Raw genomic sequence first — 19811 nt, forward strand, 5'->3', positions numbered from 1 at the left:
GCTGGATCGGGGCCAGGCCCCGATCCTGATCTTGCCGTCTGTCGTGGATCATGCCTGTTGCGTTGGGTAGAGCGTCAGGATGTTGACGTTGACCCTTGGCGGCTGCGACACCGCGTAGAGCATTGCGGCGGCGATGTCCTCGCTCTCCAACTGCTCCATGTCGCCCAACCTTTGCTCGACCGCCAAGCGTACGTCATCGCGCATGTTGGCGGTGAATTCGGTCCTGACCGCGCCTGGCTCGATCACCGTGACGCGAATGCCATCCTTGGCGATTTCGCGGCGCAGCGATTCCGCCATGGCGCTGGCCGCGTGCTTGGTGCCGGAATAGACGACCGAAGGATGGATGTAGCGGCCGGTGCCCGACGAGACGATGACGATATGGCCTGATCCCTGCCGTTTCATCGCCGGAAGCGCTGCGTTGATCGTATAGAGCAAACCCAGAATGTTGATATCGACCATCGCCCGGTATTCGCTCGTGGTGGTGTTCTGGAAAGGGGCGGCGACGCCGACGCCGGCGACATTGAACAGCATATCCAATCGGCCGTAGCTCTCCAGGACGCGACCGACCATGGCGGTTGCTTGCGCCTCGTCGGTGATGTCGGCCTCGATGGCCAGCACCTCGCCGCCGGCATCACGGATGCGCTTGGCCAAATCATCGAGCCGTTGCCGACGTCGCGCCGCGATCACGACGACCGCGCCTTGCGCCGCCAGAGCAAATGCTGTTGCCGCGCCAATGCCCGAGGAGGCGCCAGTCACCAGGGAGATTTTTCCATTGAGTTTCCGCATGTTGGTTGCTCCTGCTCAAAGAGAAGTTCAGATGCGCTCGATGCCGATGATCGGCATCATTCGAGATATGTCCTCAAACTAGGCAGCAGACGCCCTGCGGAAAATGCGATAGAATTCGATCATACTCATTGGAGAATCCGAGATAATGCGGGGTAGCGACTATGCGGAGCTGAAGGCCTTTGCCACTGTCGTCGCGCATGGCAGTTTTGCTCGCGCCGCGGAAGATCTCCGGATTTCCGCATCGACGCTCAGCCAGACGATCCGCCAGCTCGAAGCGCGGCTTGGCTTGCGCCTGCTCAACCGCACAACCCGCAGCCTCTCGCTGACCGAAGCCGGCGCGCGCCTACACGCGCGCTTCGCGCCGGCCATGGCCGAGATGGAGGCGGCGGTCGGCGATGCCATAGCCTTGCGTGGCATGCCAGCCGGCATCTTGCGCGTCCATATGCCCAGTGTTGCCGCCACCACCTATCTGGAGCCGGTGCTCGGCCGTTTTCACCAGGCTTGGCCCGACATCGTGCTCGATGTGACGATCGACGATGCCGCCATTGATAGTGTCGAGGCCGGCTATGATGTCAACGCCAGACTTGGTGAATTTCTTGAAGCCGACATGGTCGCCGTAGCGCTCGGCGGCACCCAGCGCCAACTCGCCGTGGCCTCGCCGGAGTACGTCGCCCGTCACGGATCGCCGTCGGCACCCGCGGATTTGCACCAACACCGCTGCATCAACTGGCGCCGGCCGGGCAGTGCCGGCCCCTACAGATGGGAATTCGCCAGGGATGGCCAATGGTTTTCGGTCGCGGTTAACGGTCCGCTGATCGTCTCTAGCCGCGACATGGCGATTGCCGCCGCGGTGCAGGGCGTCGGCATCGCATTCTGGGCGGAAGAGCTGGTACGTCCGCTGATCGATGCCGGCAAACTGGTGTCGCTGATGGATGAGTGGTGTGCGACGTTTTCCGGCTGGTTCCTCTGCTATCAGAAGCAGCGCCATACGCCGCCGGCCGTGCGCGCCTTCGTCGATTTTCTGCGGCATGCACATGCCGGACGCCAAACGCTGCCGGGTGGCTGACGGCGCGCCGCGCCGCTTGAACAGGTCGATAATGCCAGCTTGGCCTTGTTTAGGAGTGCCCGGTTCCGCTGACGCCCAAAGAAGCCGCGGAGCATGCGCTCGCGGCTTCTTCGGTGGCCAGCAATGGCCTACTTACCGCAATGGTTGTCATTGACCGTCGGCGCAGAGGTGCCCGGCGACGTGTGGGTAGCGTCAGGCTGCGCACCCTGCGGGCCGGCCGGGCAATTTCGATCTGCGTTCGAATTCATTTCGCCGGGCATGCCGGTCGTGCTGTTGGTTATGCCGGGGTCGACAGTACCCGGGCTGACCGTATTCGGCGAAGCCGGGGTGTTCGGCTCCACAGTCACCGACTTCCCGCTGCCGCTGCCATCGCCATTTGCGTTGTTGCTACCGGCGCTTTGCGCCATGGCTGACATGGCCAGACCGACGGTAAGAGCCGAAGCTGCGATGATTTTCATGAACATGGTTTGTCTCCATTTCTGTGAACTCGTCGCTTGTTTCTACGAAGGTGATCGCATTGCGACTGTGGGGACAACAGGTCGCGGCAGCGAAGGTTCCCGACAAAATTCCGCTCCAGCAGCATCGGCAGCTTCGACCCAAGAACCAGGCCTGGCGCTATGCTTTTTTTGGCGCAACGCGCTGAAAAAATGGCTTTCACTTCAGTTTGATTGGTGCATTAACCCGCGCATCCACGGGGGTGCTCCGTACGGTCGGGGCTGAGACGGGGCGGCAAGCCCGCAGACCCTAGAAGCTGATCTGGGTAATACCAGCGGAGCGAGGCGGGCGATGTTTTCAGGCGCACAGATTTCCCTATATCCCATGGTCGACGATTTCGTCGGCGTCATCCTTGGCGCGCTGGGCGCGCTGTGCGCGACCTCTTCGTGGTGGCGGCGCGCAGCGGCAAACTCGCGTGCTGTCGGCTGCCATTTCGCGCGGCTGTCCGGGCGAGCCGGATGATCCGATCTGCCGCTCCGATGCGCTTGGCGGACCTGTCGGGCCACTCGGCCCGCGCAGGGATGCGGCATCGCGGCGGTGCGCGGCGCCGGCGGCAGCGCAGTTCTCGCTCTACGTGATGGGCACCGACGACCATATGGACGAGATCTACGGCTGCATCGATTTTCTCAAGCAGTCGGGCGTCTATGAGCGCTCCAGCATTTCTGCACGAAATTGCGCGGAGGCAACGCGGCGCGGCTATCAGTTCGCTGTTGATCATCCCGAGGAGGCGGGCAGCCCTATTGGTCGCCGCCAACAAGGATACGCTGACCAATCCGGCACTGATCGAGGCTTCACTGAAGATGCTGGTCGACGGCCATTATCTGCGCAGCCAAAGCGGCGCCATCGGGACGATGGAACCGGCCAAGATGGACGCGATCGGCGGCTATCTCTTCGCGTCGAACTTCGAGGAAATGGCTGGCCAATCAAAGAAGCTCACGAAGTGCGGCAGCTCTACGTCAGACACACAGATCAGCAGATCCGACTAATTCCGGACGATCTCATAGAGCAGAGTGGTTTTGATGTGTCGTCCGGATTCACCCTGCAGCGACAGGGCGGCTGCGTAGAGTTTTGCCACGGCCGGGCAGAGACCTTCGAAGTCCCGGCTGACATTGGCAATGGCAGTCATCTCGGCGGGAGTACCGCCAGCATTGATGAAAGCGTCGGCCAGCAGCGACCAGTCTCCGTCGCTAGCAGCGGCGGCCGGCAAACCGCCATCCTTCGCTGCACCGAAGGCATGAAACAGGGTGGCGCCGACCTTGTCCATGTCGATCAGGAAATCCTGGTCCGGCGCGCTGAGTGCGCCCGGCCCTTCACGTAGGTAGTTGTTGCAGACGGCGGCGGTTTCCCGCGCCATGACATGGTTGAGCATATCCGATTGTGCACGCAGCGCTTCGGCGGCTTTGCCATCCGGAGCCGAGGACAGCAGGGGTGCGTATCTTCGCCTGAGATCGGCGACAGCCATCCTGCTCGTATTTCGCATCTGATCGACATTTCCAAGTCTGGCCACGGCCGTGATCTTTTCCACGACGGCGTCGTAGTCGTCTGGAAACTCCTGCTTGATTGCCTTGAAGATTTGGCTTCCCTGGCTCTCAATCTGTTCCCTTACCTGAGCTGTGGTCAGCGTTTGTGGATCGGGCGAACTCGCCACCGTCTGGTAGAGATATTTACCGCCGGCAAAGCCGACCACCCAGGGCAACACCTTCACTGCAACGAAGGACAAAGCGGCGACCGCCGCCACGCTCAAAGCCCTCCAACGCGACATCTGGCAGCCCTCCCGAACCTTGTCTCTATTTCGCCCCGAGGCTCAGCGCTTTCTTGCGGTCGGTCTCGGCGCGCTTGTGGTTGCCCTTGGCGTCCCATGCTCTGCTCCGCACTTTGTAGGCGGCGCGAAATCCGGTTTGAGCTTTATCGTCTGGCTCAAATCGGCGATGGCCCCGTCATAATCCGCCTTGCTGATCCGAATGACGCCCCGGCCCAAATAGGCAAAGGGGTTCTTGCGATCGAGGCTGAGGGCCTTTTCGAAATCACGCAACGCTGCGACGTCCTCATGCCTGCCCATCAAGATGAGGCCCCGATCGGCGTAAACCCTTGCGTCCTTGGTATTGAGACTGATGGCTTTTCCGTAGTCAGCAAGCGCCCCATCGTAATCTCTTTGGAAACCGCGGTTCTGACCACGGTCGTAGTAAGTATCGGCAAAATTCGGATTGAGCGTGATTGCCTGACTGTAATCGGCGACGGCATGAGCGTAGTCGCTCTTGGCCTCCCAGACCATCGCTCGGGCCAGATAGGCATCATGGAACGCCGGAAAGAGCGCGATCGCCTTGTCGTAAAGCGCTAAGGCGCCGTCATAGTCGTCCCTCTCGTGCAGCGTCCAGCCCTTGCTGAACGCCTGCGCGGCTGGCGAACCGCTACTTGGCTCGATCGCCTCATCACTAGCCTGGCCAGCGGCTTCGTCTGATGTCTTTGAGGCGTTCGCTTTCGCCGCCACTGCCACCTTGCGGCCTTTGCGAGCGATGGCCAGCTTTGGGTCGAGCTTGAGCGCTTGGTCGTAGTCGGCGATGGCCTGATCGTAGTCGCCCTTGGCGAACCAGGTGCTGCCGCGCCCGAAATAGGCAGGTGCGTAGCCAGGTTCGATTTCGACCGCGCGGTTGTAGTCGGCGATGGCGCGATCCAGTTCGTTCTTCTTGCCCAAGGCGATGGCGCGGCCGAGGTAAGCGTCGAAATAGGCCGGATAGAGTTCGATCACCTTGCCGTAGTCATCGATGGCACCATCGTAGTCGCCCTTCTCGGCGCGCGACAGTCCTCGCCCGACATAGGCGGCCGCCTTTCTTGGATCGAGCGCGATCGCGCGGCTGTACTCGGCAATCGCGCGATCGTATTTGCGCTTCGTGTAGAACGCATCGCCGCGATCCATGAAAGCCTTGAGGTTCTTGGGATCAGAGCCGACGGCATCCGGCGCGGCGGCCCCTGCAGTCACCGCCGCCTTGCGGGCGACCGCGTAATCGCGGTTGCCCGGATTGAGTTCTATCGCCTGGTCGAAGTCGGCAATGGCGCCGCTGTAGTCCTTGCTGTCGGCCCTTTCTATGCCACGTCCATAATAGCTGGGAGCATCCTTCGGATCGATTTCGATCGCCGCCGAGTAGGCTGTGATCGCTTGCCCGGCGTCGCCCTTGACGTGCCAGGCCATGCCTATGCAGAAATAGGCATCCAGCAGCTTCGGATCGACCATGGCGGCCCGGCCGCAATCGAGAAGAGCACCTTCGGCATCCTCGGACGTGGCCTTGGCCATGCCCCGGCGAACATGGGCAGAGAGCAGGTCCGGTACGAGCCGGATCACCTGATCATAGCCGGTAATCGCCCGGTCATACACTCGCTTGGCGGACCAGGCATTGCCACGGCCAAAATAGGCGAGGGGGCTGTCGGGGTCGAGCGAGATCGCCTTGCCATACGCGCCGATTGCCTGATCATACTTACCCGAGTTCGACAGGCTGTCGCCTTGCTGTACCTCGACCAGAACGCGCGGGTCTGTCGCCTGGATGAGTTCCGCCATCCTGACGGCGGAACGCTTGCCGCCGGACTTGGTGCTATTGCCGGCGTCCCGCGGAGTGGCAGGTTTGGTGCCAACCGCGTCGTCCTGTCCCAGCGCCGCCAACGCCGCCTTACGGCTGACGAGGTAGTCCGCATTGTCGGGGTCGAGCTTGATTGCGTGGCCGAAGTCGGCGATGGCCTCGTCATAGTCTTTCCTGTCGGCCCGCGCCATGCCGCGCCCATAGTAGCTGGCGTCGTCCTTCGGATCGATCTCGATGGCTACCGAATAGGCAGCGATCGCGCGCGCCGGGTCGCCCTTGGCGTGCAAGGCCATGCCTTTGCAGAAGTAAGCGTCGCGCACCTTTGGATCGAGTGTTGAAGCCCGGTCGCAGTCGGCAAGAGCGCCATCGGTATCGCCTGAGGTGACCTTGGCGAGGCCGCGGCGAGCATGCGCCGACGCCATATTGGGGGCGAGGTGGATGACATTGTCGAAGTCGGCGATCGCCTGCTCGTAATCGCGCTTGGCGGCCCAGGCCTTGCCGCGGCCGAAATAGGCAAACCGGTTGTTCGGATCGAGCGCGATCGCCTTGCCATATGCGCCAATCGCCTGGTCGTATTTGCCCATGTCCAGGAAGGCATCGCCGCCCAGGATCGCTTCCAGCGCGCGCCGGTCTGTAGACTCCAGGGCCTTTGCTGCCAGCGTGTCTTCCGTGGCCGCCATGTCGGGAACGGCGGCTTGGGCCTTTGGCGCATCCGCAATTGCGGGCGGCTTGCCTTCGACGTTCGCATCATGTTCGCGACAGCTTCCCGTCCTATCAGGGTCGAGGTCGATGGCGTGCCGGCAATCCGCCGCCGCTCCGGCCAGATCTCCCTTCAGTGTCTTGGCGCGACCGCGGCTGAAATAGGCATCGGCATTGTTCGGATCGAGGCTGATGGCGCTGTCGAAATCGAGAATGGCGCCCTCGATGCCATACTTAGACAGCCGCACCATGCCGCGCTCGATTAGGATTTTGGCGGCGCCGGGATCTCCGATCTTTTCCGTTGCAGCGGGTTCGACTGGCTGGACCCTGTCGTCTGCGACCTGTTCGTTGCAGGTACCTGTCCGCTTCGGATCGAGCTTGATTGCCTGTCTACAGTCGGCAGCAGCATCCACATAGTCTCCTACAGACGCCTTGGCCAAGGCGCGATCGTAATAGGCTTCGGCATTGTGGGGATCGAGCCCGACTACAAAGCTGAACGAGTCTATCGCTCCTCCGACATAGCCTTGAATCTGCTGGTCCAACCCCCGCTGCAGATTCCAGGCGATAGCTGCTGAATTGTCCTGCTGTGGAGCGGCCATCGGTGCTTCCGCAGACGGAGCTTCACCGCCTGTCACCTGCTCGTTGCAGGCGCCGGACCTTTTTGGGTCGAGTTCCATGGCTTTTCGGCAGTCGGTGGCCGCGCGGTCACGATCGACTTTGCGGGTCAACGCGAGCGCGCGGCCGAAATAGGCGGCGGCGTCCTTCGCGTTGACGTCAATCACCTTGTCGAAATCAGCTATGGCGCGATCATTGTCGCCTGTATTCGTCCAGGCGACGGCTCTGTTGTAGTAGCCGTCCGCGCTGTCGGGGGCGAGCTCAATCGCCCGATTGGCATCGGCAAGTGCGCTCGGCCAGTCGCTCTTGCCAATCCAGGCAGCGCTTCGATTGGCATAGGCGTCGACGCTTTCCGGATCGAGGCTGACGGCATGGTCGAAATCAGCTATCGCAAGGTCGTAATGGCCCTTTGAAGCGTGGGCGATGCCTCTGTTGACATACACCGTGACGTCTTGTGGATCGAGGCGGATCGCCTCGTCATATTCGGCGATAGCCCTGTCATGGTCGCCCTTGCGTTGCCAGGTGGCGCCGAGACTGTTGCGCGCATTGTGGTTTTGCGGATCGACAGCGAGCGCCTGCTCGAAATCGATAATGGCCGCGTCGGTCTTGCCTTTGCGAAAGAAGGCCAGGCCACGGCTGTAGTAGGCATCGCCGGAGCCGGACTCGAGGCTGATGGTGACATTGAAATCAGCGATAGCGCGGTCGTTTTCCCCCTTGTTGTACCAGGCAGCCCCGCGGTTGAAGTAGACTGAGGCCTCTCTAGCATCGAGCATGATCGCCTCGCTGTAGTCGGCGATCGACCGGTCGTAATCATGCTTGTCGTCCCAGGCGAGGCCGCGATGGAAATAGGCGATGACACGGTTCCGCAACGGTTCGGTCTTGTCGTCGGCAATCGGTGCGCAGGCGGCGATGAGTTGGTCGGCACCGATCTCGCGGTCGCTGAAGCATACGGCGTAGTCCTTGCCGGCGGCGTGTGCGGACGTGTTCTGGACAAGGAGGACGACAAGGCTTACCAACGACCAGCGCACCCATGGAAGGGCTTTTTTCGTCAGCGCGGATAATCTGCTTACGGCGGCAGCCAGCCCCACACCTTTCCAACGCGCCATTTCGCTGGTCCCCCCGAACACCTTTGTCCGCTTAAGCGGTGTTCTGCACATTGTTCTTTATTTGTTCCAAAAATGCAAGCAGAAATTGCAGAGCGGGATGGATCGGACCTGCGTGCTGCCATGGTGATTGCCGAACTTCTTGCGAGCGGCAAAGGCGTTCCGCGCTGCATCCCCGGTGGCGTCATATCCCGTTTAATGCCGATCTGATCTTGTTGATTAACCGCCCGGCAATGGTTGCATGCAAAGGTTGCCCCGATGGATCATTGGGGTGCTTGCCTTGCTCATATCAAAAAGCGAAACCCTTTCGCACATCAATGACCACAGGATATTGTCCGCGGTCCGAAAGCACGAAATCCTGGTCGATTTGCGGGAAGGTTTCTTTCGGATCTGCGCGCTGGCTTTCGCGGGGATGTTCGTCTACCGCGGCGTGTATCACCTCATGCTCGATCCGACCCGCCTCAACGTTGCGCTGGTGGCGATTTCCGAGGTCCTGACTTTTACCTGGCTGCTTCTGTCGCGGCGACCGCAGGTTCGCGACTGGAACCCGCTCACGGTGGTTGTCTCGGTGATCGCCAGCTTCGGTGTCGGCTTCATCGACCTGGAGCCTGGGGCAGCCATCATCCCGGTCTATGCCGCCGCGCCGCTGCAAGCCCTGGCGTTGGGGTTCGTGATTTGGGGAAAGATATCGCTGGGGCGTTCGTTTGCCATTCTGCCGGGCAATCGCGGTGTGATGACCGGCGGTGCCTACCGTCTGGTGAGGCACCCGATCTATGCCGGCTACCTCATCGGTCATGTCCTGTTCCTGCTATCGGCCTTTTCCATCTACAATCTTGCCGTCTACGCCGTGATCACCTTCTTCCAGGTGCATCGCATCTTGCGCGAAGAGGCGCTGCTGGCCGCCGCGCCGGAGTACCGGGACTACATGAAGCGCGTCCACTACAGGCTGTTTTACGGGATCGTCTGACACCAGGGACGCCGTTCGGCCTGCATTCACGCCGGCAGCTTTTTCACGTGGCCGGCCCGCCGGCCTGCAAATTGACCGTCGGCGGCCTCCGGCGGACGAAAAGCCCGCAGCCCTGGCGGGCTTTCCGTGTGTGCGGTGCTGATTGTTCCTGGGCAATCCAACCTCGACCTTGGGCGGAACGCAAAGGCGTTCAAACCGTTCATCTCTGGGCAATATCGCCAAAGCTTGACGCCGGAACCGGCACGCCAAGCGCAGAGAGGAGCGAGATCCATGGGCCTCGGGACCATACTTATCGTCATTCTTATCCTGGCGCTGCTTGGCGGCTTCAGCGGCCTCGGCGGCGGTCCGTTTTACGGAACTGGCTACTATGGCGGCGGCGGGCTGGGGCTTGTGCTGTTGATTGTCATCCTCCTTGTCGTCCTCGGGCGCATTTAGCCGGTGATCGCAATCCCGCGACCGCACCGGGGGGCCCGTGCACCGCATTGTGATGCGGCATTCGACAAAACCCTCGTATGGTGATCGCGGTCCACACCCCTGTGGAAAGAAGAGGAGAGGGTTCCACCCCTTGTCCTCCTCCAAGGCCCGCCCGGTTTCACCGCGGCGGGCTTTTGCCTGATGGTGACTGGGCTTGGGTCCCACCGTTGCGCTTGGTCCCGGAACCAATAGATTACTCCATGTCAGGTACGTCGCCGCTGACGAAGAGGGTGTTCGGCGGGCCGTATTCGCCCAGTGTCGGGTCGGCCTCGCGGCTCCAGGCGATGACACCGGCATGCTTTGCAGCCAATGCCCTGGCGGTGCGTATGGCCCGATCCTCGCTCTGCTGGTCGGCGGGTCCAAAGGATGGAAATAATTCGCCATCCTCGCCGCGATCGAACGCAACCACGACGATCAGCCTGGGATTTTTCTGGCCACTGGAATCGGACATCTTGCACCTTTCCTCCGGAACCTATCACAATACAGGGAATTGGGTCGGCACGTTCGATTCCGGGAGGTGGGGTAGTGCAAGACCAGCGTTTCGATGAGCCGGTCAGGATTGCGCTCGGCCGATCGCGAAACTCGATCTTCAATGTGGAGCGGGTCGCTCAGGCTGCCGACATCCTGATGAACCGCTGGCCGGTTGCGACGGGGCAAAGGCATATGGTTGCCCGCAAAGTCTGCCTGGCCGTACTCGAGGGAAAGAAAGAAGCCTCGGCGGCACGGGCGGCATTCATCAACGCCGCGATCGAGGCGGATATCCTCGTTGAGCCTCGTGAAGTGTCGATGCCGTAGCGCGTGCGGCCAAAATTGAATCAAGACTCGCCTTTATCATCTTGATTGATCGCGATCTTTTCAGCGATCGGTGGTCGGCTTTTCCAGACCCATATTTGGCCGGCCTGTCGGTGCGCCCTGCTGGCATTCCGAAATTTTCTGCCCCGTTTGGCTTGCCTCAGGCATCCGTTGACAGGGCATCCGTGTCTCTGTATTGAACAGGGTTATACAGGTTCACTGAACAGGTACCCCATATGAAGAGGCGCGCGGTTCAACTGTCTCCCGGCACGGGCAAGCCCGAGCAGATCGCCACCGTTCTCGAACATGAAATCCGCTCTGGCGTTCTCGGCTTCGGCGACCGCCTGCAAAGCGAGAACGAGCTTGTCCAACGCTTCTCCGTCAGCCGCAATACGGTCCGCAAGGGCCTCGAGGAACTGTCCAGCCGCGGGCTGATCACCACCAAGGTCGGCATCGGCTCGTTCGTCACCTTCGACGGCAAGCCGGTCGATGACGCCATCGGCTGGTCGCGGGCACTGGCCAATGCCGGAGCCAATGCCGAGACCCGGACGCTGCGGCTGGAGGTCATCGAGGACACCGATCTGGCTGCGCTGCTTGGTATAGAAAGCCCGTTCTTCATCGCCGTCGATCGGGTGCGCACCAGCGCCAGCGACGGCCATGCGATCTCCATCGAGCGCAGCAGGCTGCCATTGTCATCCGAGCTTGAGGACGTGCCGTTGCGCGGATTGCGCGAGGGCTCGCTGCACCAGACGCTGCGCGCCGCCGGCCTCATTCCCGACCACGGCGAGGAATGGGTCGAGATCGAGATGCTCAACGCCGAGGACGCCGCCATCCTCGGCTGCCCGCAAGGCACACCGTTCCTGCGCGGCCGCCGGTTGACACGCGCCGTCGACGACCGGCCGATCGAATATGTCACCAGCCTGCTCAACCCCGCGCATTTCGCGCTGCATATGAGGTTCTGAGCGATGCCGGACAAAGCCAAGGACCCGCTCGATCGCGCCATGGGGGCGCTTGTTGGCGGGGCGCTTGGAGACGCGCTCGGCATGCCGACGCAGCTTTTGTCGCCAGCCCGCATTGCCGAACTCTATGGTCATGTCGAGGATTTCATCGCGCCTTTCGCCGATCATCCGGTGTCGAAGGGACTGGCTGCCGGCACCATCACCGACGACACCGAACAGGCGCTGCTGCTCGGCCGCATTCTCGTCGAATCCGGCGACCGCTTCGATCACGTGCGCTGGGTCAATGCGCTGCTCGACTGGGAACGCGAGGTCAAGGCGCGCGGCAGCTATGACCTTTTGGGACCATCGACCAAACGCGCCATCGACGCCATCAACAATGGCGTGCCGGCCGAGGAAGCGGGACGCAGCGGTGACACCAATGGCGCGGCCATGCGCGTCGCGCCAGTCGGTATCATGATGCCGCTCGAACCATTGGAGACGTTCGTTGCCAAGGTGGCTGAGACCTGCCGGGCAACGCACAACACCTCGATCGCTATCGCTTCCGCCGCTGCCGTTGCCGCCGCTGTCAGCCGCGGCGTCGCCGGCGGCGGCTGGCGCGATGCTTCCGCCAGCGCCGTCGCGGCGGCGAGGCGGGGGGCGACGCTCGGCCATTGGATCACCGGCGGTGACATCGCCACGCGTATCGTCTGGGCACAGGACATCGTGCGCGGCAAGGCGATCAGGGATGCGATCCGGCTGATCACCGATCTGGTCGGCACCGGCGTCGCCAGCCAGGAATCCGTTCCGGCGGCCTTCGCCGTGCTGGAAGTTGCCGATGGCGATCCATGGCAGGCAGCCATCATCAGCGCCAATCTCGGTGGCGACACCGACACGATCGGCGCCATCGCCGCCGGCATGGCCGGCGCCTGCACCGGTTTCTCGCGCCTGCCGCAGCAGCATATCGCCCGGCTGAAGGGCATCGACATGTCAGAGGTTCGCGCGCTTGCGGCCGACCTCGTGACGGCACGAGTGGCGAAAACCGGTTCCGGCAAGGACGCGGCGGCATGACCGGGCGTCTCGTCCATATCGGTAGTGCCGTGGTCGATTATGTCTACCGCATCGACGCCTTGCCGGCGCCCGGTATGGAAAAGACGGCGTCGAGCTTCGCCCAGGTTGCCGGCGGTGGCTTCAACATGATGGTCGCGGCCAGCCGCACCGGGACGAAGGTGGTTTTCGGCGGCCAGCTCGGCAGCGGGCCGAATGGCGACTTCCTGCGCGCCGCTTTCGCCGCGGAGGGCATCGAGACACTGACGCCGCCATCGCCCCTGATGGACAGCGGCAATTGCGTCGCCATGATCTCGAGCGACGCCGAACGCACCTTTGTGTCGTGGCCAGGTGCGGAAAGCGTGCTCAGCCTCGACATGATGGCGCCGGTGATGGTCGCGCCTGATGATTGGGTGTTCACCTCCGGCTACACGCTGAGCTATCCCAAGAGCCGCGATGCGCTCACCGACTGGATCGAGGCATTGCCGGCTGAAACACCTTTCGCCTTCGACCCGACGCCGGTCATCTCGGACATTCCGCGCCCGATCCTGTCGCGCGTGCTTGCCCGCACGACATGGCTGAGCTGCAACACGACGGAGGCGGCCGAGATTGCCGGGCCGGGCGATGTCGAGGCCGTCGCGGCCCGGCTTCTGGACGACCATTGTCCGCAGGCTGCCGGCGTGGTCATCCGCGCCGGCGCAAAGGGCTGCCATATCAGGTTGGTCGACGGGTCAGCGCGGACCATTGCCGGCTATACGGTCACCGCCATCGATACCAATGGCGCCGGCGACACCCATATCGGGGCTTTCGTCAGCGCGCTGGCGCGCGGTATCCCGCCCTTCGAGGCGGCGCGCTATGCCAATGCGGCGGCGGCCATTTCGGTCACTCGCCACGGCGGCTCGTCAGCGCCGACCGATCACGAAATCCAGACATTCCTGAGCCATGCCGCCGATCCGTCGGGCGCAGGCCGGACACAGAAGGCCAATGCATAATTGCCGGAAGCCTGACAAGCCCGGGAAGCGGGCAAACACAGAGAGGAACCAACATGCGCATGCCTGACTTGACTGCTCTTGTGACGGCGACCGCCGTCTTTACCTCCGCGCTCGCCTTCGCCGCCAAGGCCGACGAAGTGCATGTGCTCAACTGGAAGGGCTACGGCACCGACGAGCCGTGGGCCGTAGAGGCTTTCGAAAAGGCGACCGGCAACAAGGTCGTCAACGACTTCTTCAATTCCGAACAGGAAATGCTGACCAAGATCCGGACCAATCCCGGGCTCTACGACGTAGTCATGATCAATGCCGCCTTCAACGACCAGGCGATGGCCGGGAAACTGATCCAGCCCATCGACGTCTCCAAGTTGCCGAACTATGCCGACATCAGCAAGGACAAGGCGGGATCGCCGATGCTCGTCCACGATGGCGAGGTCTATGGCGTGCCGTGGGTATGGGGCCTGACGGCGCTCGCCATCAACGAGAAATCCTTCGACAAGCCGCCGACGAGTATCGCCGAGATGTGGGATGCCGCGCACAAGGGCCGCGTCGTCATTCGCGACGACGCCGTCGAGGCGGTCCAGTTCGGCGCCATCGCCACCGGCCAGAACATCAACGACATCAAGGATATGGACGCGGTCAAGGCGAAGCTCACCTCGCTGATGCCGCAGATCAAGACCTTCTGGAGTTCGGAGAACGACTGGAACCAGATGGTTGCCTCCAACCAGATCGACATTGGCACCTATTGGAGCGGCTCGGCCGATCGCGCCAAGACGCATTTCAAGCTGCCGGTCTCGCTGGTCGTGCCGCAGGAAGGTGCTGTCGCCTGGCTCGACGCGTTTTCGATCCCGGTCGGCGCCAAGAACGTCGCCGGGGCCGAGGCCTTCATCAACTACATGATCGACCCGAAATTCTACGTCGAATGGGTCACCAAGGTCGGTGCGCCGGTGTCAGCCAACACCAAGGCGGTGGGAGCGCTGCCCGAGGATGCCTTCAACCGAAAGGTGATGGGTGATCCCGAAGTGGCCAAGCGCATCCAGTTCCAGGCGCCGATCACCGACGCACAGCGAGAGGCCTATCTGGCGCTGTGGCAGCAGCTCAAGGTCGACGTGAAATAAAGCCGACATCCGGGCCAGCCGGCGGTTCGCGCCGGCTGGTTCTACGAATCCTGCGGAGGAGGCTGTCATGGCAGCTGCAACAGCGTCGCGCAGCGGGCTGAGATCGGCATTGCCGCTGCTGGCGCCGGCTTATCTCTGGCTGACGGTGGCGATCTTCCTACCACTCTCGGCCATGGTCTTCTTCTCGTTCATGACCGAGCTGCCGCTGTCGGAAAAACCGTGGGCCTTCACCCTTGGCAACTATGCCGCCTTCTTTTCGCAAAGCCTTTATCTGACACTGCTGCTGGCCTCGCTGCGCCTCGGTCTCGAGGTGACGTTGTGGTGCGTCATCATCGGCTACCCTGCGGCCTATGTGCTGGCCAAGGTGCTGAAAGGGCGCAGCCGTGAGGCCATCTTCCTGCTCGTCATCCTGCCGTTCTGGTCGAACGGGCTGGTGCGCATCTTCTCCTGGGCGATGGTGCTGCGCGAGGGCGGCATCCTCGACACCCGCACTCAACGCCGTGCTGCCGTTCAAGATCAACATCGACCTGATGTATTCCTATCCGGCCGTCATCATCGGGCTGGTGCATTCCTACGTGCCCTATATGGTGCTGACCTGCTATCTCACCCTGCAGGCCATCGACGACTCGCTGATCGAGGCCGGACGCTCGCTTGGCGCCTCGCGGCTGCAGGTCTTGAAGCGGGTGATCATCCCGCTGTCGATGCCGGGGCTGGTGGCGGGTGCGGCACTGATCTTCGTGCCGGTCGTCGGTTCGTTCATGGAACCGCGCATCCTTGGCGGTCGTACCGGCACCTTCTACGGCACGGTCATCGAGGACCAGTTCGTCGCCGTGTTCAACTGGCCGCTGGGTGCCGCGCTCTCCTTCATCCTGCTGGCAGTGGTGCTGGTCATCCTGGCGGTGGCCTCACCGGTGCTGAGGAGGGCCGCGTGACGGCCACCACCCGCATCCTCGAATGGTTCGGCCGCCTCTACATCTGGCTGCTGCTTGCCTTCCTCTATCTACCGATCATCATCATGGCGCTGATGTCGTTCAACGTCTCGCCCTTCTACCAATTGCCGTTCGAATGGACGACCGAATGGTACACATCGCTGTGGCAGAACGATCAGCTTATTGCCGCCACCTGGAACAGCGTCGAGATCGCCGTCATCGCTACCGTCATCTGCACGGTGCTCGGCTCGGCGGCGTCGCTGGCGCTCTACCGCTATGAGTTTCGCGGCAAGAAATTCCTGCAGGCGCTGCTGTTCCCGCCGATCGCCATACCGTGGCTGATCACCGGCACGGCGATGCTGATCTTCTTCTTCGGCGTCGGCATCGGCCGCGGCCTGCATGCGATCCTTCTCGGCCATGTCGCATTGGCGCTGCCCTATGTCATCGTCGTCGTTTCGGCCCGGCTGCAGACCTTCGCGCCGGAGCTGGAAGAGGCCGCGCGATCGCTCGGCGCCAACCAGTGGCAGGTGACGCGGCGCGTGACGCTGCCGTGGATCATGCCTGGCGTCATTGCCGGCGGACTGTTTGCGTTCGCCGTCTCGTTCGACCAGTTCGTGGTGTCCTATTTCCTGGCGACGCCGGGGCAGACGACACTGCCGGTCGAAATCTACGCCGCGATCCGCAAGGGTTTCACGCCCGAGATCAATGCGGTCTCGACGATCATCATCGTCGTGTCGATGGCGCTGATGCTGCTGACGGCAAGGTTCTTCAAATTCGGCGGAGAAAAATAATGGCCGGCGTGCAGGTATCGAACGTCTCGCGCAGCTTCGGCGCGCACAAGGCGCTGGACGACGTCTCCATCGATTTCGCCGATGGCGGTTTCTATGCTCTGCTTGGGCCATCGGGCAGCGGCAAGACCACGCTGCTCCGGCAGATTGCCGGCTTCGATTTCCCCGATTCAGGCCGCATCACCATCGGCGGCGAGAGCGTCGAGCGGGTGCCGGTCGAAAAACGTCGCATCGGCATGGTGTTCCAGAACTATGCGCTGTTTCCCAATATGAGCGTCGCCGACAATATCGCCTTTGGCCTGTCGGTGCGCGGCGAGACCAAGGCGGTGATTGCTCTAGAGGTGCAGCGCGCTCTCGATCTCGTGCAACTCGGCAAGCTCGGTGGCCGCCGACCGCATCAGCTGTCGGGCGGCCAGCGCCAGCGCGTCGCGCTCGCCCGTGCCATCGTCACCAAGCCGCGCGTGCTGCTGCTCGACGAGCCATTGGGCGCGCTCGACAAGGCGCTGCGTGTCGACATGCAGATCGAGCTCAAGCGCATCCAGCGCGAGATCGGCATCACCACCATCTTCGTCACTCACGATCAGGAAGAAGCGCTGACGATGAGCGACCGCATCGGCATCCTGCGCGACGGCAGGCTGGTGCAGGAAGGGCCACCGGAGGAGATCTACGATCGGCCGAAGAGCGAGTTCGCCGCCACCTTCCTCGGCGACGCCAACATCTTTCGTGGTGACTCGACGGGCAACGGCATCCGGCTGCCGGACGGCACGGCGATTGCCGCCGGCGCGGGCACGACGCTTGCCGCCGGCGCCAAGGCGAGCTGTGCCGTGCGGCCCGAACGCATCCGCATTGCGACCGATGCCGGGGCTGTGGACGGCAATGCCAACATGCTCAAAGGGCAGGTCTCCAAGCGCATCTTCGCCGGCAACAACAGCACCTACTTCGTCGAGCGTCCGGGGCAGACGCTGAAGGTGATCGTGCAGAACACCGGCATGGAACGGCTGGCGGAAGGTCAGGATGTCGTGCTGTGCTGGTCGCCGGAGAGTACGGTGCTGATCGCGCCGGGCTGATGCTCACACCGGCTCTTGCCAGACTGTTCGCAATCAGGGACAGCATAGCCGGCATAGCCCGGAGCATACCGATGACCTTGGAACTGAGTGCGCGGGACCGATCCATGCTCGACGGCGAGCAGGGCCCTTCCGCGGCCGCTGCCATGAAAATCCTGGTCGCGTTTTCCAATGCCGTCGGGGCAGGCAGTCTGCTCGACATTGCCGGCGCACATATCGATGGCTGTCTCTACCATGGCAAGGCCGGCCTCGATTTCGTCGAGCGGCTGGTCGAGGGCGGCGGCCGAGTCGAGGTGCCGACGACATTGAATGTCGGCTCGTTCGACCTCATCCATCCCGGCATGGTGAAAATGCCGGCGGCGGTAGAGGTGCCGGCGAGGCGGCTGATGAAGGCGCATCTGGAGCTTGGCTGCGAGGCGACCTTCACCTGCGCGCCCTATCAAACGCGGTTCCGGCCAGACTTCGGCCAGCAGATCGCCTGGGGCGAATCCAACGCCATCGTCTTTGCCAATTCGGTGATCGGCGCTCGCACCAACCGCTATGGCGATTTCATCGATTTGTGCTGCGCCATGACCGGACGCGCGCCGGCCTGGGGCCTGCATCTGAGCGAGAACCGGCGCGGCCGGCTCCTGTTCGAGCTGGCCATTGCCGACCTGGAGCCGAGCGACAGCCTGTTCGTCGGCATCGGGCTGGTGATCGGGCAAGCGAGCGGCGACCGCATTCCGGTGATTGCCGGCCTGCCGCGGCCGCGCGACGAGGACCAGCTGAAGGCGCTGGGTGCGGCGGCGGCAACGACCGGCGCGGTGGCACTGTTCCATGCGGTCGGCGTCACACCGGAAGCGAGGACGCTCGCTGAAGCGTTCCAGGGCCATGCGCCTGACGAGACGATCCACATCACCCGCACCGATATCGACCACGCTCTGGCAAGGCTGTCGAGCGTGCCCGAAGGCGCGCCGCTGGCGGCCGTTTCGCTCGGTACGCCGCATTTTTCGCATGAGGAATGGATGCGGCTGCTGCCGATGCTGCGCGAGGTCGCGCCGGGCAGGCGCATCCCGATCTATGTCAACACCGGCCGCGCGACCCTGACGCGACTGCAGGCGGAGGGGGCGCTTGATGGCATGGAGGCGTTCGGCCTGATCCCGGTTGCCGACACCTGCACCTATGTCACCTCGATCCTCAAGCGCCTCGACGGCGTGGTGATGACCAATTCCGGCAAATGGGCGCATTACGCGCCCGGCAATATCGGCGTGTCCGTCGCTTTCGCCGAGATGAAGGACTGTATCCGTTCGGCTGCGGCCGGGCATGTCGTGCGGAGCGCCTCATGACGATAGAACGAACCGGCACCTTCCAGCTGGCTGGCGAGGCTCAGGGCCAAGCGCTGGTGTTTTCGCAACCGCTCAGCTTCTGGGGCGGCATCGATGCCGAAACCGGCGACATAACGGACCATTCGCATCCCGGTCTCGGCCAGAATGTCGCCGGCAAGATCCTGGTCATGCCGAGCGGGCGCGGCTCGTCGTCTTCATCCTCGGTCCTGGCCGAGACGATCCGCAGGGGCACCGCGCCTATCGGGATTCTTCTGGAGCGGCCGGATCCGATCCTGGCGGTCGGCGCTATCATTGCCGAGTTTCTTTACGAGATCCGCATGCCGCTGGTCGTGTGTGATACTATGGGCATTGTTTCCGGCGATCGGATCGTGATCTGTGTTGGCAAGGATGGCGCGGCGGTCATTCGCAAAGGCTAGGGATCAGTGCTCGTTGGCCAAGGGGCGGCGCCAGCGATTCTTAGGTCCGCTGCCATCGAAATGTGCTTCAGCCCTCAGCCAGCCATCAATCCCGCCGAGCCGCGCCGCCAGTAGGCCGCGGCCAACGTTTGATCGCGGCCGAGCCCCGGCGTATCGCGCCAATATTCGCGCACGATCTTGGCGGCGGCCGCTTCCGCCGCGAACCAGCCGAAGGCCGAGCCGCCCTGCGGCCACGCCACCGAGCGGACGGCCTCTGCCAGCAGTCTGTCCTCGCCCGCCGGCACGCCATCCCGTGTCAGCCAATGCAACTCGATGCCGGTTGCATTGTCGATCGTCTGCCGTTCACCGTCATTGGCGATCTCGACAAAGGCGATGCCTTTTGTCTCGGCCGGCAGCGTCTCCAGCAGCCGCGCCAGCGCCGGCAGGCCGGTTTCGTCGGCGCCCATGACATACCATTCTGCTTGCCGCACCGGGCGGCCGACCGGTCCCATGATGCCGACCCTCATGCCGGGGGGCGGCGGCGCCCCCCCCCCCCCGCCCGCCCCCCCCCCCCCCGCGAGGGGGGCAAGTGAAAAAAAATTGGCTGACGGGTAGGGGATGAGGATTAAAAAAAAAAAGAACGACACCACAAACA

Annotated in this window: 19 protein-coding genes, 2 pseudogenes and 1 riboswitch; of the genes and pseudogenes, 15 read left to right on the forward strand and 6 right to left on the reverse strand. The window is 62.8% G+C overall.

Going from position 1 to position 19811, the window contains the following annotated elements; translation table 11 throughout:
• Positions 1-48 precede the first annotated feature (48 nt).
• A complete protein-coding gene (locus NKH03_RS24230) occupies positions 49-786 on the reverse strand; it encodes an SDR family oxidoreductase (RefSeq protein WP_352971013.1) in 738 nt (245 codons plus the stop codon).
• A gap of 145 nt (positions 787-931) precedes the next feature.
• Here NKH03_RS24230 and NKH03_RS24235 point away from each other — a divergent pair, with 145 nt between their 5' ends.
• Positions 932-1852 (forward strand): LysR family transcriptional regulator, encoded by a 921-nt coding sequence (locus NKH03_RS24235; protein WP_352971016.1) that lies wholly within the window; start codon positions 932-934, stop codon positions 1850-1852.
• A gap of 128 nt (positions 1853-1980) precedes the next feature.
• Here the strand turns inward: NKH03_RS24235 and NKH03_RS24240 are convergent, their stop codons facing one another.
• Positions 1981-2316: a hypothetical protein gene (locus NKH03_RS24240; RefSeq protein ID WP_352873476.1), complete on the reverse strand. Its 336-nt coding sequence runs from the start codon at positions 2314-2316 to the stop codon at positions 1981-1983.
• A 219-nt stretch (positions 2317-2535) separates the two neighbouring features.
• Positions 2536-2648: riboswitch (TPP riboswitch) on the forward strand.
• Between NKH03_RS24240 and NKH03_RS24245 the strand changes: the two are divergent.
• Both NKH03_RS24245 and NKH03_RS24250 read left to right on the forward strand, forming a co-directional pair.
• Positions 2639-3040: pseudogene (locus tag NKH03_RS24245) on the forward strand (YkoF family thiamine/hydroxymethylpyrimidine-binding protein); the annotation flags it as partial. Its footprint overlaps the riboswitch before it by 10 nt.
• Positions 3041-3087: 47 nt before the next feature.
• The gene (locus NKH03_RS24250) at positions 3088-3333 is read left to right on the forward strand and encodes a hypothetical protein (RefSeq protein WP_352971019.1); all 246 of its coding nucleotides are present in this window, start codon (positions 3088-3090) and stop codon (positions 3331-3333) included.
• Here NKH03_RS24250 and NKH03_RS24255 read toward each other — a convergent pair.
• Positions 3330-4085 (reverse strand): hypothetical protein, encoded by a 756-nt coding sequence (locus NKH03_RS24255; RefSeq protein ID WP_352971022.1) that lies wholly within the window; start codon positions 4083-4085, stop codon positions 3330-3332. The two genes, NKH03_RS24250 and NKH03_RS24255, sit on opposite strands and share 4 nt — an antisense overlap.
• A gap of 66 nt (positions 4086-4151) precedes the next feature.
• A complete protein-coding gene (locus tag NKH03_RS24260) occupies positions 4152-8336 on the reverse strand; it encodes a tetratricopeptide repeat protein (RefSeq protein ID WP_352971025.1) in 4185 nt (1394 codons plus the stop codon).
• A gap of 328 nt (positions 8337-8664) precedes the next feature.
• On the opposite strand from NKH03_RS24260, the gene NKH03_RS24265 reads away from it, so the two are divergent.
• Both NKH03_RS24265 and NKH03_RS24270 read left to right on the forward strand, forming a co-directional pair.
• A complete protein-coding gene (locus tag NKH03_RS24265) occupies positions 8665-9300 on the forward strand; it encodes a methyltransferase family protein (RefSeq protein WP_502913556.1) in 636 nt (211 codons plus the stop codon).
• Between the two features lie 270 nt (positions 9301-9570).
• Entirely contained in the window at positions 9571-9735 is a 165-nt protein-coding gene (locus tag NKH03_RS24270; RefSeq protein ID WP_352873469.1) for a DUF3309 family protein, read from the forward strand.
• Between the two features lie 232 nt (positions 9736-9967).
• On the opposite strand, the gene NKH03_RS24275 is transcribed toward NKH03_RS24270, so the two are convergent.
• A complete protein-coding gene (locus tag NKH03_RS24275; RefSeq protein WP_352873468.1) occupies positions 9968-10225 on the reverse strand; it encodes a hypothetical protein in 258 nt (85 codons plus the stop codon).
• Between the two features lie 74 nt (positions 10226-10299).
• Here NKH03_RS24275 and NKH03_RS24280 point away from each other — a divergent pair, with 74 nt between their 5' ends.
• From NKH03_RS24280 to NKH03_RS24325, 10 genes and pseudogenes are all read left to right on the forward strand, one after another.
• Positions 10300-10569, forward strand: coding sequence for a DUF982 domain-containing protein (locus NKH03_RS24280; protein WP_352873467.1), 270 nt, complete (start codon positions 10300-10302; stop codon positions 10567-10569).
• A gap of 233 nt (positions 10570-10802) precedes the next feature.
• On the forward strand, positions 10803-11528 hold the full coding sequence (locus NKH03_RS24285) for a GntR family transcriptional regulator (protein ID WP_352873466.1): 726 nt from the start codon (positions 10803-10805) through the stop codon (positions 11526-11528).
• A 3-nt stretch (positions 11529-11531) separates the two neighbouring features.
• Complete coding sequence (locus NKH03_RS24290; protein WP_352971028.1) at positions 11532-12572, forward strand: ADP-ribosylglycohydrolase family protein; 1041 nt, start codon at positions 11532-11534, stop codon at positions 12570-12572.
• A complete protein-coding gene (locus NKH03_RS24295) occupies positions 12569-13540 on the forward strand; it encodes a PfkB family carbohydrate kinase (protein WP_352971031.1) in 972 nt (323 codons plus the stop codon). Before NKH03_RS24290 ends, NKH03_RS24295 begins: the two co-directional genes overlap by 4 nt.
• A 53-nt stretch (positions 13541-13593) precedes the next feature.
• Positions 13594-14655 carry an ABC transporter substrate-binding protein gene (locus tag NKH03_RS24300; RefSeq protein WP_352971033.1) on the forward strand — a complete coding sequence of 354 codons (1062 nt, stop codon included), beginning with the start codon at positions 13594-13596 and terminating at the stop codon, positions 14653-14655.
• Between the two features lie 67 nt (positions 14656-14722).
• Positions 14723-15587, forward strand: a pseudogene (locus tag NKH03_RS24305) (ABC transporter permease).
• Positions 15584-16375, forward strand: a complete 792-nt coding sequence (locus tag NKH03_RS24310) for an ABC transporter permease (protein ID WP_352971036.1) — start codon at positions 15584-15586, stop codon at positions 16373-16375. Before NKH03_RS24305 ends, NKH03_RS24310 begins: the two are co-directional and overlap by 4 nt.
• Positions 16375-17439 (forward strand): ABC transporter ATP-binding protein, encoded by a 1065-nt coding sequence (locus NKH03_RS24315; protein ID WP_352971039.1) that lies wholly within the window; start codon positions 16375-16377, stop codon positions 17437-17439. Before NKH03_RS24310 ends, NKH03_RS24315 begins: the two co-directional genes overlap by 1 nt.
• Positions 17440-17510: 71 nt before the next feature.
• The gene (locus tag NKH03_RS24320) at positions 17511-18761 is read left to right on the forward strand and encodes an aconitase X (protein ID WP_352971042.1); all 1251 of its coding nucleotides are present in this window, start codon (positions 17511-17513) and stop codon (positions 18759-18761) included.
• Positions 18758-19177 (forward strand): aconitase X swivel domain-containing protein, encoded by a 420-nt coding sequence (locus tag NKH03_RS24325; RefSeq protein ID WP_352971045.1) that lies wholly within the window; start codon positions 18758-18760, stop codon positions 19175-19177. The genes NKH03_RS24320 and NKH03_RS24325 overlap by 4 nt, the downstream gene beginning before the upstream one ends.
• 74 nt (positions 19178-19251) lie before the next feature.
• Here the strand turns inward: NKH03_RS24325 and NKH03_RS24330 are convergent, their stop codons facing one another.
• A complete protein-coding gene (locus NKH03_RS24330; RefSeq protein WP_352971047.1) occupies positions 19252-19668 on the reverse strand; it encodes a siderophore-interacting protein in 417 nt (138 codons plus the stop codon).
• Between the last annotated feature and the right edge of the window lie 143 nt (positions 19669-19811).

Source organism: Mesorhizobium sp. M1406 (assembly GCF_040317555.1).
Taxonomy (GTDB): domain Bacteria; phylum Pseudomonadota; class Alphaproteobacteria; order Rhizobiales; family Rhizobiaceae; genus Mesorhizobium.